The organism is Bacteriovorax stolpii (assembly GCF_002872415.1).
GTDB lineage: Bacteria > Bdellovibrionota > Bacteriovoracia > Bacteriovoracales > Bacteriovoracaceae > Bacteriovorax > Bacteriovorax stolpii.
This window is the reverse complement of the sequence record NZ_CP025704.1, coordinates 698,217-715,534: the sequence shown is the minus strand read 5'-3', so window position 1 is coordinate 715,534 and position 17,318 is coordinate 698,217. Positions and strand designations below refer to the sequence as shown.

The following is a 17,318-nucleotide window of genomic DNA, read 5'->3' as shown; positions in this document are numbered from 1 at the left end:
CATGGTTCTACCTCTGTCGGTGTAGGCAGAAAAGATGGGTGGTAATTTTTACGGCCACAAAAGAAAAGCCCCCGCAATCTCTGCGGGGGCCTCAAGGACTTAGCCACGATAGTGTCTAAGAGTTGATTAAAGTGTGATACCGAAAACTTCTGGAAGAACTCTTTGCTCTAGGTTTGAAGCGCTTGTTCCCAGCTTTTCAGCGATTTTGGCAATTACGTCTTCTTTAGCATCTGCAGACTGAGTTGCTTTTTGGATCTCTTCAAGACTTACACCAGTAAGTGTTTTCATATCCCCAAGAAGTGCAAGTTGGTCTTCTTGAGTTAACTCACCGTTAGCACGTGAAAGCATTTTCTCGATTTTTGATCCTAGAGTAACCATCGACATAGATGTCTCTAAGCTTACATTGTATACGAAAGACACTTTTGATGCTTTCGCGAAGAATTTTTGTTGTTCTTGTTCTTTGGCCATTAGAGATACGTCAGTTGATCCAACTTCGTCTTCGTATAGGTAACCAGATTGTCTTCCTTCGTAGTATCCAGATGAAAGTCTGTCTACAACTTCGTAATCGTTACCGTAGTAGTCACCGTTCAGGTTACCAGCAGTGATGTCCCCTGTTTCGATCTTTCTGAATTCTGAAGCAACTGCTCTGTTGTTAGAGTAGTAGTCGTAGTAAACGATTGAACGAACGTATTGAAGTGATACAGCTTTGTATTCCTGGAATTTAGCATCCCAGATAACAAACCAGTCATCCTGGCCCGCTTGCTGCGATCTAAGTGTTTCGTTTGTATAAAGCTCTACTCTTGAAGAGTAAGTGCTATCTACAGAGTTAAGTGATGAAACGAATTCTGAAGCTAAGATGTTAGCTGAAGAATACTGTCCATATGTAGTCGTTGGAGTTGTTGGTGTAGTTGGAGTTGATCCACCACCGCCAGTTGATGGAGGTGTATACGTTCCACCGCCTCCTCCGCCACCGCCGCCGCCTGAACAGCTAGCTAGAGTTACTAATAGTGCGAGCATTGATAGTTTAAAAAGCGATTTCATAATTAATTCCCCCCTCAGGAAATGTCGGTTGATTAATTCGACATAATCGATTTGTAACAGGGGTTAAAAAAATAGTCGATCTTTTCACTCAACCTGTAAGTATTTAAGATTTTTGCAATTTTTTTCGGAATCAACCTGACACCAATGATGAAAGTTTAGTTTCTTTATGACACCAATTTGGTCAGGTTTTATGGATTTTGGGCAAAAAAAAGGCCCGCTGTGAAGCGGGCCCTGTTAGTTTTTAGCTAAACTGTCTTTGAGATTAAAGTGTAATCCCGAAAACTTCTGGAAGGAATTTTTGCTCTAGGTTTTGAGCAGAAGTTCCAATCTTAGCAGCAACCTTAGCAAGAACTTCTTCTTTAGCTGCAGAGTTTTCTGAAGCTTTTTGTAGTTCTTCTAGGCTAACACCTGTAAGAGTTTTGATGTCTCCAAGAAGGGCCGCTTGGTCTTCTTGAGTTAGCTCACCGTTAGCTCGCGTTAGCATTCTTTCGATCTTTGATCCTAACGTCACCATCGACATAGATGTCTCGATGCTTACGTTGTAAACAAGAGATACTTTTGCAGCTTTGTCGAAGAATTTCTTTTGCTCTTGTTCTTTAGCAAGAAGAGAAACGTCTGTAGAAGTTGCTTCGTCTTCGTAAAGGTATCCAGAGTTTCTTCCTTCGAAGTATCCAGATGAAAGTCTGTCTACTACTTCGTAGTCATTTCCGTAGTAGTCACCGTTTAGGTTACCTGAAAGGATATCCCCTCTTTCAATAGATCTGAACTCAGAAGCTACAGCTCTGTTGTTAGCATAGTAATCGTAGTAAACGATTGAACGGATGTATTGAAGAGACACAGCTTTATATTCGCTGTATTTCGCGTCCCAGATTACGAACCAGTCTTCTTGCCCTGGAACTTGAGATCTAAGAGTTTCATTCGTGTAAAGTTCAACGTGAGATGAATAAGTTCCATCTACTGAGTTTAGTGAGTTAACGAACTCACTCGCTAGGATATTTGGTGAGTAGTATGTCCCGTAAGTCGAGTGTCCACCACCGCCTCCGCCGCCACCGCCGCCTCCGCAGCTAGCAAGAACAGCTAAACAAGCTAACATAGATAATTTTAAAAATGCCTTCATTAAAACCCCTCTTGTGAAGTGTGTCGGATACCCAACAATTATTGTCTCTCTAGTAACACTATTTAGTTTCAGTAGTCGACTTTTTCACTCAACTGTCAGCTTTTTCTTGCTCGTGAAAGAAAATTAGTCGCATATCGACCCCGATTCTTTTAAAGATCGCGTCGATTTTTGCCGTTAAACCACGAGGAACTATGTTTAGGAACAGGTCATGAAAAATTTACTTGTAATTGTGCTGACTGGGTTGTCATTTGAGTCATTTTCTGCGGAGCTTGATTCTATTGCGTTAATTACGCCGACGAACTACGAGAGGCCCTCATCATTCACGCAAACAATGACATCTAAGGTGAAGGCCGGAGCGGCCGACCTGTTCAACATTAATATTGAAAAGAAAGTTATGGAGAAAATCACTCCATACCAAAAAGACCTTCTTGGTTACTATTCAAGTCCAACAGAGCTGAATATTTTTATCAAATCGACTATTCAGGATGGGATGAAAAAAACGCTCAATCCTCTCACTGACGAAAATCTTATACGATTCTATGGATATTTAGGAAACAACCTGATTGGAAAGTTTGCCGACAAAATCCTGGAAAAAGAAGGTGTAGCTGATCCGGCCCGACGTGCTCTGTGGGTCAATAAAATGACCGAGCCGTTTAATGGTTGTATCGGAAAATCAATGAACTCTCAGTACGATGCCAGCCATTGTATTGATGCCCTTTCGGCCAGCTTAGTTCCAAGTGCCGGGATCGGGATCGTGTACGAATTATCGCGCGCGAGTCTTAACTCTTCTCTGCCTTCTGGGGAGCGCACTCCATTTAACAAGGCCCAGGCCGATCTTTATAAGGCCTGTATTGCTAAAACAAAATCGACAGCAACAGATGTAAAAAACTGTGCACTCTCAACTATGAAGACAGGTGTAAGTAAAGTTACAGACATCTCTCTTTCTAAAACAATTAAGGAAAAAGCTTCTTCAAAAGCGTCTGCTGACCTGATTAAAAAATCAGTGTGGCCTTCGTTTGATTCATGTACGCAAAAAGTTGGAAACAATCCTCAGAGCAAAGAGTCTTATACTGACCAATTCATGGGTTGTATTGATACTCTGGTTTCAAACACCGGATCTCTTCTGGTTAATGATAAAATTACCAGTACACCTGCTATCAAGTCGGTGTTGACGCCGGCAGAAGTCAAAAAACTTGCTGCAGATAAGAGTGCCCAGTTTAAAACATGTGCTGAAGCCCAAAAGAAAAAAGGCGCAAGAGCAGACGGAATGCTGGATATCTCCCCTTGTGAAAACAGCATCACCAACGAAGTGACATATAAAGTTGTAAGCGCGACTCTAAGAGACACTGCCAGCGACTCACTCAAAAATAATAAATCATTATCAGTCAAAGTTGGTAATGAAGGTGTCGCCCTTCTTGATAAATGTTGGAACAATCAACAAACACCCGCGGCCCGTGAAGCCTGTCTAAGAAAGACGATTGTCAGCTTCTCTGGAAACGTTGCGACTCTTAAGCTCAATGACGCCATCCCGGATGGAATGCCAGGAAAAGCAGAACTGAATAAGTCTTCAGTTGCTGACCTGGGAAAATGTATCGATAAAATTCTTCCAGATAATATTTCTGAAGCAAGCGACCTTAATAAAAGATTAGGAAGCTGTACAGGAAAACTGACTCACAATGTGGCGATGAAAGTTGCCGACTACCAAATCAGAGACACAGCAAAAGGAAACCTCACAGAAGCTGAGACAAACGCTCTCGTTAAGACCCTGGTTCAAGGTGAATTCGAAAAGTGTATTGGCAATGAGCCCTCTGATGAAACGCTGGAAAAATGTAGTAACTCGCTTACGACTAAAGCTGCTAAGCAAATCTCAAGCACGAGCTTCTCAAAAGAAGTGTACGGCTACCTGGAAAAATCAGGCGGACTTTCTGCTCTTGGTTTAACTAAACAACAAGTAGACTCTTTCATTGCTGATTTAACAAAATCAAACAACGAGTGTATTGATAAGAAAACAACAGGCGTGGTCATGGACCAGGTCAACACTTGTATCAAAGGCTCTGTTAAAAAGATTGCTTTCTTCTTTGGTGAAGTTCAATTCAACAAAAGTGTGGGAAGTATGTACGATGGTCGAGAGGGCGACAAAAAAACGGTTGAAGCTCAATTTAAAAAAGCTCTTGGAGATTGTCTTGGAACAAAAGACGGTAAAGAATTCTCAATCTCTGATTACACAAAAAACCTATACACTTGTTCAGATAAAGTTTCTTCTTCAACGACGATGATCGTTGGCCAGGATCAGATCGATTCTTCATTAAACTCTTACCTGAAAGACCGTCCGGGAATGGACCTTTCAGAAAAACGTAATTCAATCAGAAAAACCCTGATGGGCAACTTCCAGGCCTGTATGGCCAAAGAAGCCAAACAAGACAAATGTGTCGACAGCTTAAAGCGTGAAGCAACGAAATCTATCGTAATCAACTACGGCCGCGTGGAAACACAGGCGCAGTTAAATACAACGAAGACCCCTTCTGCCCTACGCCCGGTTGAAGATGAATTTATGGCCTGTGCAGATAAAGACCTTGCCGGCGATGCTCTTTCAGCTCACCTTGATGAGTGTACAAAAAACTTCGCCATCAATTTTGCAAAACAACTTGGGGCACTGAAGTTAAACTATCTTCTAAAAGGTGCACTGGGGACAGCGGATTTCAATGCTCAAAAACCAGAGATTGACGATGCCCTAAAACAATACAACCAGTGTCTTGATGGTTTAAAGAAATTTCCAATGGGTGAAGTGACTGCGAAACTGAGCGTTTGTACTGATACGCTTACGGCCCGCGGGATGACTATTGTTAGAAGTAACATCAATACATGGATGACGACAGAGCAAAAAGACGCGGCCACAGTCATGATTAAGCGCGAGTTCTCAACTTTCCTTCCTTGCTTGAGTGCCCTTCTTCCAGCTTCTCCATACACGCAACAAATGCAGCAAAACATCGACTCGTCAGTTAAACCTCTGGCGATTTTATTGTCACATTACATCGAATACAACCCGGAGAATGCAAAGCACTCGCTTGACGGGATTATTAAAAATCTTTCTGTCGATTTAAACGACGTGGCCAAGTCGAAAAAAGCGAAACAAGACCTGCTGGATTTCTTATACCAGAGCGGTGGGCTTGATCAGTTTATTAAAGCGATGGTTCGTGGAACAGTTAAAGACTCACTTGCCGGGATCTCAGATAAAGATGTTCCAATGGAATTAAGAGAGGTTCTTCTAAAGAAAGAAAATTTTGAAGAAATCTTCAACACTCCGGAAGGATCAAAAATCAAAGATGCCGTTATGGAAAAGCTTCTAAAGCCTGCACTGGTTGACGGTGCTGACATGTCTGGCTCTGGTTTCAAGGCCAATATGGATGCCATTAAAGACAACGTAGTGAAGCTTTTAATTGATGCTCCATCTTTTGGTGAAAAGGCCATCAAGATGAGTATTCAAAACCAGATCAACGAAATGAATGGTGTGACGAAATTTTTCGCCAAGGTTCTTTATGGTGGTGAATCTCTTCAATGGGAAAAAGTGCGCCTGACAGAAGATGGTAAAAAAGCTGAAGCGTACATTAAAGAGCACGTTCTTGAGCCAAAGTTTAAAGGAACGATTCAGACTGATGAAGAAAAAAAGAAGGCCATGAAAGAGGCCGAGAAGTTAGTTACAAAAGCTGTTAAAAATTACGGATAAGCTATGGCCATTATCAAAGAGCAGACATTTAAAATTCTTATAGCTAGCGAAAATATGAATTTTCGAAATATCCTGGCGGGAAAGCTGCGCATGCTTGAGAATTTTGAAGTTGAATTTGCCACAGGCGGCTTTCACCTGCTTCATCTCCTGGAGCACAAGAAAGACTACAACATGATTATCTGCAATGAAGATATGAATGATATGTCGGCCCAGGAAATCATCTCCCTTGTCAGAATAGAAAAAGCAAAAGCAGAATTACCAATTTTATTTATATCTAAAAATGGTAGCGAAGAAGAAATTTGCGACATGGTTTTCATGGGCGCCAATGACTACATCGTCCAAACAGCAAACTTTCAGCCCATTCTGGAGCGCGCCCAAAAATATCTTCATCAAATGAAGGCAAATGCGGCCTAACCCACGGCAACGAATATAGACTATCCTCTCCTCCTCTCATAGAATCATCTCAAATTATAGCAACGTACAAACGTAAGGAATATGCGCATGACAAAGATCAAAGTAGCTAACCCTGTGGTGGAGCTTGATGGCGATGAAATGACCAGAATCATCTGGAAGTTCATTAAAGAAAAACTAATTCTTCCGTACCTTGATGTAGATATTAAGTACTACGATCTTGGAATGGAGCACAGAGATGCAACTAACGATCAAGTGACTGTTGATGCTGCTGAAGCAATCAAGAAGTACAACGTTGGTATCAAGTGCGCGACAATCACTCCAGATGAAGCACGTGTAAAAGAATTCAACCTAAAAGAAATGTGGAAATCACCAAATGGTACAATCAGAAACATTCTTGATGGGACTGTATTTCGTGAACCAATCATTTGTAAAAACGTTCCTCGTCTAGTTCCAAACTGGACTGCACCAATCATGATCGGTCGTCACGCTTTCGGTGACCAGTACCGCGCAACTGATTTCGTCGTTCCAGGAAAAGGAAAACTGACGATTTCTTTCGTTGGAGAAAACGGCGAAAAGATCGAAAAAGAAGTTTATAACTTCAAAGGTCCAGGTGTTGCTCTTTCTATGTACAACACAGATGAGTCTATCAGAGGATTTGCTCACTCATGTTTCAACATGGCCCTTTCAAAAAAATGGCCATTGTATTTTTCATCGAAAAATACAATCTTAAAAAAGTACGACGGTCGCTTCAAAGACATCTTCGAAGAGATCTACCAAGCAGACTACAAGAAGAAATTCGAGTCTCTAGGAATCGTTTACGAACACAGACTAATCGACGATATGGTTGCCTCTGCTCTTAAGTGGAATGGTAACTTCGTTTGGGCATGTAAAAACTACGACGGTGACGTTCAGTCAGATACAGTTGCTCAAGGTTTCGGCTCTCTTGGACTTATGACTTCAGTTCTTGTCACTCCAGATGGAAAGACAATGGAAGCTGAAGCAGCTCACGGAACTGTAACTCGTCACTACAGAATGCACCAACAAGGAAAACCTACGTCAACGAACCCAATCGCTTCTATCTTTGCTTGGACTCGCGGTCTTAACCACAGAGGTAAGTTAGATAACAACCCTGCTCTAGTTCACTTCTGTGAAACTCTAGAGAAAGTTTGTGTTGAAACTGTTGAGTCTGGAAAAATGACTAAAGACCTTGCGGTTTGTATCTACGGTGACAAGGTAACAGCTGATCAGTATTTAACAACTGAGAAGTTCCTTGATGCTCTTGATGAAAACCTAAAAAAAGCACTTAAAATGTAATTTTAAAGGGCCTCGAAAGAGGCCCTTTTTTTATCTTAATATTCTAAAAACTCTAAGCCTTTTACGACCGCTACAATTTTCCTTATCGCAAGATTGTCATCCGGGGTCGCCAGTGCTTCTTTAATCTGTACGCGTTTACCTTGATACAAGTAATACAAGTACGTTTGAATATTCTCTTCATTGATCGCTTTGTGATTAACACCTAAATTCCTAAGTTGCTTTAAAAAGTCAGCACTAATCGCAATCGTGGCCACCGCTGCATTCTCCGGGTCTGTCAGATTGGTCTTACTAATCCCATACGCTTCCATAATTTCTTCAGGAATCACTTTTAACTGAGTTGGGCCACGGCTATTTTTGCTGGTATCAAGTCCGTTTCCTTTAGCTAATGATACGGCCCCTGGTAAAAATTCTTTCAGGACATATTTCCAGTTTTTACCGAAATCTGATTCAGGAGCGAGAACACCAATGGCAAATCCTGCCAGGATGTTATAATCATCGTTATCCACTTTTAAAATTTGCATCAAGCGACTTTTCTCTTTTTCCAAAGTATTGATGTAATCAGCGACGAATTTCGATTTATAACTGTGTCTGATCTCAAGCTTGAACTTAGTATTACTCTCGATTGAATAATTTAAATTTCGGCTTTTGCGATAGAACTGATACCCACTAAAGGCAAGTCTCTTATTCTTAATCCTAAATTTATGAGCTCCTGTATCTTGAGGAAGAATATAAAGAGGTCCATTAATTCTGATTACCTGCCCTTGCCTGCTTTTAAAAACTTCTCTCATTCCTCTGTCAGATAAGGCCTTGGCATAATAAGTGTTTCCTTTATCAATAAGACCGTAATAAATACCCGCACCACCGGCATTCATGCGGTCATCAGTAGAAGCAATATCGATCGTTATTCTTTTTTGTACTCTTGCCGATTCATCAAAGAAGGTCAGTGTCTTTTCTTTTTTATTCAAAACTGCAAAGTCAGACAATCCATAGAACTTATGAAAGTGCTTGATTGTCTCAAGGTTTGAAACACTGTGAATAACAGCATTAGAATCTCTATATGAATTAAATGATCCTCCAACTTCTGAAAGAAGTCTGAATCCCACGTGCAATGAATCCACATCTGCGGGATCGTATTTCGTTTTTACCACTTTTAAAGAAGGCATATGCATAAGTGAAGTTTGAGCAAACCTGACATACTCACCATCAATACTGACATCATTTAAGTTTTCAGAGACGGCCATATTCAGTTTATTAATTAAATTGACCAACTGGTTCTTGGGAATTTTTTGTAAACATGCAGACGGAAAATCTCCCAGCAATTGATCCAATTGCCCGCTGGTGACCACGGTCAAGTTATCCCCTTTAGAAATTATTTTAAAAATCGCTTCACTAAAGGAAATGCTCGGATCTCCTTTGTTGGCAAGATAAGCTAAGTTAAGTGCGGCCAATTCCGCCTGGTCCAGTCCCATCAAAGAGGCAACTAAAGAGAAGTCTGCATTACTAATGCGATTATTTTTTTGCCAGTAATTAAAATTCTTGGCCCTGCTCTTTAATGACTCAAGACCTCTGCCTTCGGCTTTACTAACGATATCACGAGCAGCATCTTCAAATGTGCCATAGTTTTCCAGCACTGCTACTTTGGCAATATTCAACATCGCTCGGGCATAAAGATTTCCCAGCATCTCTGGAGAGATGGTAGACCCTAGCTCGCGATTAGAGACAATACTTGGGTTGCAGCTTGCGGCCTGGGCCTTGGGAAGATTCACCATTGGAAAGGCCAAGAGAGTAACTAAAAATAATTTTGAAACCATATTCAATGTCCTTTTAAGAAATAAAATATAATTTCATATGCAAACCAATCGCCACGAATAATAAAAATAAGCATTTGATAATTAGTAACGAAGCTGACTATTTTTTTGACGATGATTGAAATAAAGACAAAAAAAGGGAAGCTTTCGCTCCCCTTTCATTTAGTAAACGTTATTCATTTTCTTTTAGAAATTAGCGACAGATTGTTTCTCTATCGATGATTTTTTCCGACTCAATTCCACGAGCTGGAAGGCTGGCAATAACTGCCGTTGAGTTCTCTGGCATAAACTCAAGACGAACTTCGCGGTCTGTTCTCTTGTAGTGGTAAGAAATATCCTTTAGTCCGTATAGAGTGATCACTACGTCTTTACAAACAACATCGCACTTTCCAGTTTCTTTTACACACACTTTTTCACATCTTCTTTCTGTGATTTGTCTCTCACATTTTTCAACTGTGTCTGTGTATCCCCAGTGATCAACATTTGTTGTCATTGTCCCGCTTACGTTGAATGGTTGCTCGATTTTTCTTCCTTCGATGTAGAATTGTCCGTTCAGTGGAAGGTTTAAGCTATCTTCAGACTTGATTGGAATATCCACTTCTCCCAATGATCCACCTTTAAGTTCAAGGTTGATATTTTTCTGGCTCTTTACTTTCAGCTCTGCTGAATAAGACCCTGGCTCAATTTTGATTGTTTTTGTTTTTAGATTTAGAAATCCTGATTTCTTCTTCACGCTCATAGCTTCACGAACTTGAAGTGAACCATTTAATTCCACACATGATACAGATAAAAGTAGAACCCCTAGTAACAACATTGCTTTTTTCATGAAAATCCCCCTCAGAATTTTTTGCTTTATTAAGCACGAGACTCCTAGAGCAAGGCCTGTGCCAACAAAAACATCAGTTGTTTGAATAACATTTCAATAAGATCGCCTATTTTCTTGCAGTAACTATATATCACTGGTGCCAGAATGATCCTGAGAAAATGGTGTCACTATCTTTTTTACACACGCTCTTTACTGATCTTTATAGAAGTCATAAAAACGCCGCATATAACCACACGGGGGAACTATGAAGTACTTAATGCTACTTAGCTTAATGTTTGCTTTTAATGTTAAAGCTGACACTGACCTGACAATCAACGATGAACTAACACTTGCTGACGAAGCAATCCAAGCTCCTACAATGAACATTGAAGGACAATACCAAGTAGCTGAACCAACTCCAGCACCTGCTCCAGCTCCAAAAAGAGTTGTAGTAAGAAAGCCAGCTCCTAAGAAGTTAACGGCTTCTGACCGTCTAAAACTTCTAAGAGAGAGACTAGAAGAAAGAAACCGTATTATGGTTGAAAAGAAAATGGAACAAATCAGATTCCAACAAGAGATGGCGCTTGCTCGTCAACTTGAGCAATCAATGAACCAACAGTTAAAAGCACTAGATAACTTAAAGTAATTATTCTTTTAAAAAGGCGCCTACGAACCACTGGGCGCCTTTTTGTCTATCTCTTAAACACATCTTCTATGTAATTCTTTCAACTCTCCACTCTTTCCTAAATAAATTGCGATAATAATCCAAATTTTAAACCTAAACGGGATTTCTTATGAAAAAGATGCTTCTGGCGACACTTGCCCTGACAACTGTTATGCAGTCATGCGCTCCTAAAAAAGCAGAAACAGCAGGTGCTTATAAAGATAAAGTGATCTTAGGAAAATTCTACGATGCCGTTTCCAACTCTACTTTTAATGAGTCTCAACTAAAAGACGTGCCAAAAATTATTAACTTAAATGAGCAGACCACTTCGGCCAAAAACCAAAGTGACCGTGGAACTTGTACTTTCTTTGCCACGACGGCCCTTTTAGAGAGTGCGATTAAAATCGACCTGGAAAAGGATGTTAACCTTTCTGAAGAGTTTATGAACCTAGTGACTAAATACTCTGGCAGTTATGCAACTGAAGAAGGATCAACTGTCAGCTCTAACCTTTCGGCCACTAAAAATTATGGAGTGATGCTGGAGAGAGACTGGGGTTATCAGCCTTCGTGGTTCCAGAAAGGACTTCCATGTGAAAAGTATGAATCGTCAAATTCAGCTGCACCTAAAGAGTGCTTCATGCACAACGTACCAAGTGAAGAAACGCAAAAGAGTATTATCGCTTTTGACGGAATTGAGTACGGAAGCCTTCAGAAAAATACCAACGAAATTATCCGATTCCTGGCCACATACCAAAGACCACTGACAATTGATGTTTCAGTTAACTTTGATGGATGGCCGCAAAGCGGAGATGTTTTTTATAATGCTGAGTTAAGAAAGGCCTGCCTACAGGCACCGGATAAATGCGGTGGTCACTCGGTTCTAATCACTGGGTACGATCTTAATAAAAAAGTTTTCTTCTTTAAAAACAGTTGGGGTAAAGACTGGGGTAAAGATGGTTATGGGACAATGACCTTTGAAATGGTCGATCGTTACGTGACAAGCCCTCTTTACTGGGCGCAGGCAACAGAGAAGTTCTCTGTTCCTGAAGACCATGCTGAAACCTATTTTAAAATGGATGACTTTGCAGCGACAGCATCACTTGATGAAGACTCATTAAAGGCAGAAGTCACAGGAACTGTTTCAAATATCAGCGGGCAATTAGTTTATGTGAGCTCGTTCCTGGCCAAAAAATCTCGCCTGATCACCGAGCTTCCAGGTGATGAGAATTCAACAATTGTTCCTCTTTCATCGTCAGAGTCTACTCTTCTAGGAGAGAGCTATTATAAGACCTACAAATACTTCATCCCTCAGACTGAACTAAGTATGGGGTGGTCTGCTGAGACTCCTCTAGTGCTGGAATTCCCGGCAAAAGGAAGAAAGATGAAGACCCTGAGTGACCTTTTAAGCTCTTCTGGCGAAGAAGCCGTGCTTAGAACAACCATCTATGTTCACACGGACGATCAGTCATATAAGATTTTAAAAAGAACGTACCAGACAGTTGAATAATCTATAAATCGTCTAAAGTTTTAACAGGTATTTTTTATCTGTTAAAACTTTAGACAGTCTCTCCCCTTACATAATCTTTACTATCAGCCCCTTACCACTTGGCACATTAGTTGTAATAAGAACTGCATATCACATACGTTTCTCACCAAAGGGGATTATATGAAAAAGCAGTCGATGATGTTCTTTACGTTCTCCGCTCTATTAACTGTGAGTGCATTCGCACCGAAGATTTTTTGGGATCAGCAAAAGACAACAGGTCGCGCTCCTTCTAGCTTAGAAGAAGATCGTCTGGAGAAACTTGAGCTTGAGAAAAAAGAAGCCACTAAAAAAGAAGAATTAAAAAAGAACGAAATCACCGTTCAATGTCTTAAAGACGATAAATCATCAAAACTTGATGAAGAAATCAAAAAACTTATGGCCGATAAACAGGCGATCATAAAAGAGCTTGAAGAATTAAAGAAAGCTAAAAAAGAAGATACAAAAGAAGACGCTCCTAAAAAGGACGAAGCAAAAAAAGAAGTTGTTAAGACAGATTCAAATCAGGACGTCCTGATGATCATGTCTCAATTAACATCACTGATGATCTCTCAGCAGCAACAACAGCAAATGATGATGCAGCAGATGTTCTCAATGATGGCACAACAAAAACCACAGTATCAGTCTCCGTATGATTCATTCTCACCAGTGAGTGAATACGTGAGTCCATACGCTTATATGTACGATAGCTTCAATAACTTTGGTTATATGCCATATGCTCCATTCAGTGAAATGGGTGGATACCCGGGAATTGGAATTGGTTACCAGCCTTCGCGCTCTTTTACTCCATACCAACAAATTGGTGGGATGGACCGCGCTCCTTCTCAGGAAAAAATGGAAAGATACTACTTCCAGCCACAGTTCCAGGAGCAGGCTCAAGAACAGCAGCAACAGCCAATGCCTCACGATGGATTCAACTTCAGTGTTAATTCATCAAACGACTTTAACCGCGTACGCTTTGAATAATTAGCTTCTTCCCCCCAGGAAGCTACACACATAGGCCGAAGGAGTTCCCCCTAACTTCTTCGGCCTTATTCTTTTTTATCCGACTAAAACACTCCAGCGAAAAAGTGGAAATATTTTCCGCTTTTCCCTAAATCTTTTCCATTACACTCACGACAAGACAGTACAAGCATTCTTGAGCTAAGGAACGGTTCGGGAACAACTAGTAGGGACGCAATTTAGTGAATAGGATTTCACCATGAAAGTAGAACTAAAAGGTCAGATTAAAAACGATAAACTTATTATTAAGAAGTGCCATATTTGCGGCCAAGTTAATGAGTCTCATCAGGAACCGCAAAAATGTACGCAATGCAAGAAATCCTTCCTTCCTTCTAACTACTTTTCAAAGGTTCACTCTAAAAATCAATCAGATTACGAAAAACTTTTCGCTTACAGTCATGAACTTCATGACGAAGATGTCATAAAAGGTCTTACAGTTCTTTGGTAGTTGCTCCCTTTTCGTAGTTTTAATGCTATGAATAGTTATGCAACAACTTCATCCAGTCGTCCTTAGGCTCTTTCAGAAAAAAGGCTTTACTCATTCAATGATTGAAGACTTTCTGTCATGGGATTTAAAAACAATTCCCGATATGGGCTCGCTTAAAGATTTAGGAAAAGCTTCAGCGCGAATTATTGAGGCCATTGATAAAGAAGAAAAGATTGGGATCTACGGCGACTACGATGTCGATGGGACTACATCTTGCGCCCTTCTCTACCACTTCTTCCACATGCTGGGAGTAAACGTCAGCACTGTTCAACCTTCTCGCTTTGTAGAAGGTTATGGTCTGCACCTTTCAAGCATCGATGAAGCTGTTGCCAACAATCTCAAAATTTTAATCACTGTAGACTGCGGGATCACAAATAATGAAGCCGCCGATTACGCTCGTGAAAAAGGTCTCGACCTGATTATCACCGATCACCACAAAGATGCACGCGAAACAATGCCGAATGCTTTTGCGGTTATTAACCCCAACCGTCGCGATGAGATTGATAACCCACACTACGACCAATTAAAAACGATGGCCGGAGTAACAGTCGCTTTTGCCCTTGCTGTGCAAATCAGAAACGATTTGATCAAGATGAACCAAAAAATTCCTTCGATCTACTCTCTTCTGCAATTTGTGGCCATTGGAACAATCTGTGACCTGGCCCATTTATCACCACTAAATTTAAAACTAGTCCGCCATGGACTTAAACTTTTAAAAGACACTGAGTACCCGGGGCTTCGTGCCTTCTTTACCAGTGAAGAATTAAAAGCAAAGAGCATTCCTTCTGAAAAACTTGCCTTCCATGTGGGGCCACTCATCAACTCAAAAGGAAGACTGGAGCATCCAGAAGCTTCGCTTCAACTCCTGATTTCAGACAACGCAGAAAAAGCGCGTGAGTATTATGATTTACTGGTGAGCTGTAATGCTGAAAGAAAATTCATTCAGAGTGAAGTTTACAATGAAGCCCGCGAACAAGTCGTAAGAGAATTAAAACACCACGACGGCGAACACTTAATCACGATCGTTTATCAGCCTCACTGGCATGAAGGCGTTATTGGAATTGTTGCCTCTAAATTAGTAGAGGCCTTTAAAGTACCGGCCATCGTTTTCACAGACTCTGAACACGAAGGAATCATCAAAGCTTCATGCCGTAGTGCAGGTGATTTGGATATCTTCTCGCTTCTTAAAAAAGAGTCAGAACTCTTTATTAAGTTCGGAGGCCATAAGGCCGCAGCGGGACTTTCGATGCCAAAAGAAAACCTTCGCGCTTTCATTGATAATATGAATGCCAGTCTAAAAAACATTCCGGCGATCACTCGCACGAGAATTGATTTTTATGACCTGGATATTGATGCCACCGAAATCAATCCACAACTTATGCGCGATCTCGACCTGCTTGAGCCATTTGGAATGGGCAACGAGAAGCCAAAATTTCGCATTAAAGGCGTTAAGCTTGATTCTTTTGACCTAATGAAGGATGTCCACGTGAGATGGAGCCTTTCAAAAGAAAAAGTGAAATTAAAAGGAATCAGCTTTAATTATATCGGCAAACATGAGGCCATCACTCCAAGTGAGGTCTACTCTACTCAGAACTTAAAACAGGAAGACTTGTCGGTGTATTTTACGCTGGGGCTGAATCGTTTTAACGGAAATGAGTCGATACAGTTAATGGTCGATAAATTAGAGTTCAGTTAATCACAAATAAAAAAGGGAGCTTTCGCTCCCTTTTTTTTGCTTAAAATTACTTAAGGATATTGTAGTTAAATGCAATACCAGCGTAGATTTTTTGCTCTTCAACTTTTGATGTTGGAGCTGGTTTTGTTTGTTTACTTTCTGAGCTTGAGTAAACAACGTGGTATCTGAAGTCTTCGTCTTTGTTTGGAACGTATTCAAGACCTAGTTCCCAAGCAGTTCTTTCAGACTCGTTTGAACCAGTTACGATTCCATCAAATCCTTTTTCCCCATCTTCTTTAATGAATTTAGCGAATGGCTTGAAGTTTTCGTGGTTGTAACGAACTAGAGCTACGATAGACTTAAGTTTGGCGTCTCCAGCAGCTGTAAGTTTTTCTTGTTCAAGAACAAGGTAATCAGCTTCAACTGTGAACTGAGCAACGTTTAAACGTAGACCAGCTGACATAAAAGTGTCGTATGCAGCAGCGCGAGTTGTCCCTTGCTTGTGGTAAGAAAGAACTGGCTCAATCATTTTGTTCATGAATGATCCGTAGTATGCAGCTCCAACAACTTTCTTATCTGTGAATGGAGTTTGCTTTGAATCCTCACGTTGCATGTACTGAAGGTAGATATTTTGTTCAGCAACAGCGTATCCAACAGTTACACCAGTTAGGTAGTCTGCAATTGAATCATTGTGGATTGAAGTTGTGTAAATATCTCTTGAAGAGTATTCGTTTTCATGTCCACCAGTTAGAACAGCTTGCTTCCCTACCATTGCAGAGAAACCGTATCCGAAAGTCTTTGTTAGGAAAGCTTCGTCTACAAGGTTAGTTAAACCATTATCTTTTGAGCTGTCAGCTTCTTGGAAATCAAGAGTTAACTTAGCAGTCATTGTATCATTTAACTTAGCGTCTGTTACCAAACGAAGGTATGAAGTTGTTAATACACCAGAAGAATCTTTTCCTGGGTTGTTGTCAGTTTCAGTGCGAACGTAGTCAAAACGCCCTTTAAGTCCCATTACAGTGTCTAGTGCCATTGCCGAACCTGAAGTAAGTGCAAGAGCAGCTACGATAGTCAAAGCTTTCATTTTCTCTCCTCGAGTGTTTTTAATAAAAAGAAACAGCAATTAATTTTGATCCCGCCTTAGCGTTGGTGTCAAATAAAAAATTAATCAATGCTTATCTCTTAATTGTTACTTTCTCGATCTTCACTTCTTTTACTGGGCGATCACCTGGTCCTACGGCAGTTTTTCCAATCGCTGAAACCACTTCCATTCCACTTACGATTTTTCCAAAAACAGTGTGTCTTCCATCTAGGTGTGGAGTTGGAACAAGAGTGATGAAAAACTGAGAACCATTAGTTCCTGGTCCTGCGTTTGCCATTGAAAGAATCCCAGGGCCAGTGTGCCTTAAGCCTGGTTGAGTTTCGTCTTTAAATCTGTATCCTGGGCCTCCTCTTCCTGAACCTTCTGGGCATCCACCCTGAATCATAAAGTTGTCGATTACACGGTGAAAGATTAATCCATCATAGTAAGGGCCTTTTTTCGCAGGAGTTTCTTGTCTGCCTTCTGCAAGGTTAATGAAGTTCCATACTGTCTCAGGACATTCTTTAGCAAATAGTTCTACTTCGAACTCTCCCATAGTCGTCGTAAAAACTGCGTTTACGCGATCAAGGTTTTCTTTGTGTTCACTTTTTTTAACATCTCCAAATCCAAACATATTGTTCTC

At 40.7% G+C, this 17,318-nt stretch carries 14 protein-coding genes; 8 read left to right on the top strand and 6 right to left on the bottom strand.

The genetic code is table 11. The features are described 5' to 3' along the window. Positions 1–126: 126 nt before the first annotated feature. Positions 127–1,041, bottom strand: coding sequence for a hypothetical protein (locus C0V70_RS03350; protein ID WP_102242454.1), 915 nt, complete (start codon positions 1,039–1,041; stop codon positions 127–129). Between the two features lie 262 nt (positions 1,042–1,303). Beyond that, positions 1,304–2,158 (bottom strand): hypothetical protein, encoded by an 855-nt coding sequence (locus C0V70_RS03345; RefSeq protein WP_102242453.1) that lies wholly within the window; start codon positions 2,156–2,158, stop codon positions 1,304–1,306. Between the two features lie 208 nt (positions 2,159–2,366). On the opposite strand from C0V70_RS03345, the gene C0V70_RS03340 reads away from it, so the two are divergent. From C0V70_RS03340 to C0V70_RS03330, 3 genes are all read left to right on the top strand, one after another. Continuing rightward, positions 2,367–5,882 carry a hypothetical protein gene (locus C0V70_RS03340; RefSeq protein ID WP_102242452.1) on the top strand — a complete coding sequence of 1,172 codons (3,516 nt, stop codon included), beginning with the start codon at positions 2,367–2,369 and terminating at the stop codon, positions 5,880–5,882. A gap of 3 nt (positions 5,883–5,885) precedes the next feature. Then, on the top strand, positions 5,886–6,296 hold the full coding sequence (locus C0V70_RS03335) for a response regulator (RefSeq protein ID WP_102242451.1): 411 nt from the start codon (positions 5,886–5,888) through the stop codon (positions 6,294–6,296). A gap of 87 nt (positions 6,297–6,383) precedes the next feature. Beyond that, positions 6,384–7,610 carry an isocitrate dehydrogenase (NADP(+)) gene (locus C0V70_RS03330; RefSeq protein WP_102242450.1) on the top strand — a complete coding sequence of 409 codons (1,227 nt, stop codon included), beginning with the start codon at positions 6,384–6,386 and terminating at the stop codon, positions 7,608–7,610. Between the two features lie 35 nt (positions 7,611–7,645). Here the strand turns inward: C0V70_RS03330 and C0V70_RS03325 are convergent, their stop codons facing one another. Continuing rightward, a complete protein-coding gene (locus tag C0V70_RS03325) occupies positions 7,646–9,421 on the bottom strand; it encodes a hypothetical protein (protein ID WP_102242449.1) in 1,776 nt (591 codons plus the stop codon). Between the two features lie 190 nt (positions 9,422–9,611). Beyond that, positions 9,612–10,244 (bottom strand): hypothetical protein, encoded by a 633-nt coding sequence (locus C0V70_RS03320; RefSeq protein WP_102242448.1) that lies wholly within the window; start codon positions 10,242–10,244, stop codon positions 9,612–9,614. Positions 10,245–10,488: 244 nt separating this feature from the next. Here C0V70_RS03320 and C0V70_RS03315 point away from each other — a divergent pair, with 244 nt between their 5' ends. The 5 genes from C0V70_RS03315 (at position 10,489) to recJ (ending at position 15,615) form a co-directional block, all read left to right on the top strand. After that, positions 10,489–10,869 carry a hypothetical protein gene (locus C0V70_RS03315; protein ID WP_102242447.1) on the top strand — a complete coding sequence of 127 codons (381 nt, stop codon included), beginning with the start codon at positions 10,489–10,491 and terminating at the stop codon, positions 10,867–10,869. Positions 10,870–11,017: 148 nt separating this feature from the next. Beyond that, on the top strand, positions 11,018–12,394 hold the full coding sequence (locus C0V70_RS03310; RefSeq protein WP_102242446.1) for a C1 family peptidase: 1,377 nt from the start codon (positions 11,018–11,020) through the stop codon (positions 12,392–12,394). Positions 12,395–12,553: 159 nt separating this feature from the next. Then, positions 12,554–13,396 (top strand): hypothetical protein, encoded by an 843-nt coding sequence (locus C0V70_RS03305; RefSeq protein ID WP_102242445.1) that lies wholly within the window; start codon positions 12,554–12,556, stop codon positions 13,394–13,396. 235 nt (positions 13,397–13,631) lie between these two features. Continuing rightward, positions 13,632–13,880, top strand: a complete 249-nt coding sequence (locus C0V70_RS03300; protein ID WP_102242444.1) for a hypothetical protein — start codon at positions 13,632–13,634, stop codon at positions 13,878–13,880. Between the two features lie 37 nt (positions 13,881–13,917). After that, positions 13,918–15,615 (top strand): single-stranded-DNA-specific exonuclease RecJ, encoded by a 1,698-nt coding sequence (gene recJ, locus C0V70_RS03295; protein ID WP_102242443.1) that lies wholly within the window; start codon positions 13,918–13,920, stop codon positions 15,613–15,615. Between the two features lie 46 nt (positions 15,616–15,661). On the opposite strand, the gene C0V70_RS03290 is transcribed toward recJ, so the two are convergent. Together C0V70_RS03290 and C0V70_RS03285 are read right to left on the bottom strand one after the other, a co-directional pair. Further along, positions 15,662–16,678 carry a hypothetical protein gene (locus C0V70_RS03290; protein ID WP_102242442.1) on the bottom strand — a complete coding sequence of 339 codons (1,017 nt, stop codon included), beginning with the start codon at positions 16,676–16,678 and terminating at the stop codon, positions 15,662–15,664. A gap of 91 nt (positions 16,679–16,769) precedes the next feature. Then, a complete protein-coding gene (locus C0V70_RS03285) occupies positions 16,770–17,309 on the bottom strand; it encodes a peptidylprolyl isomerase (RefSeq protein ID WP_102242441.1) in 540 nt (179 codons plus the stop codon). Positions 17,310–17,318: the final 9 nt, after the last annotated feature.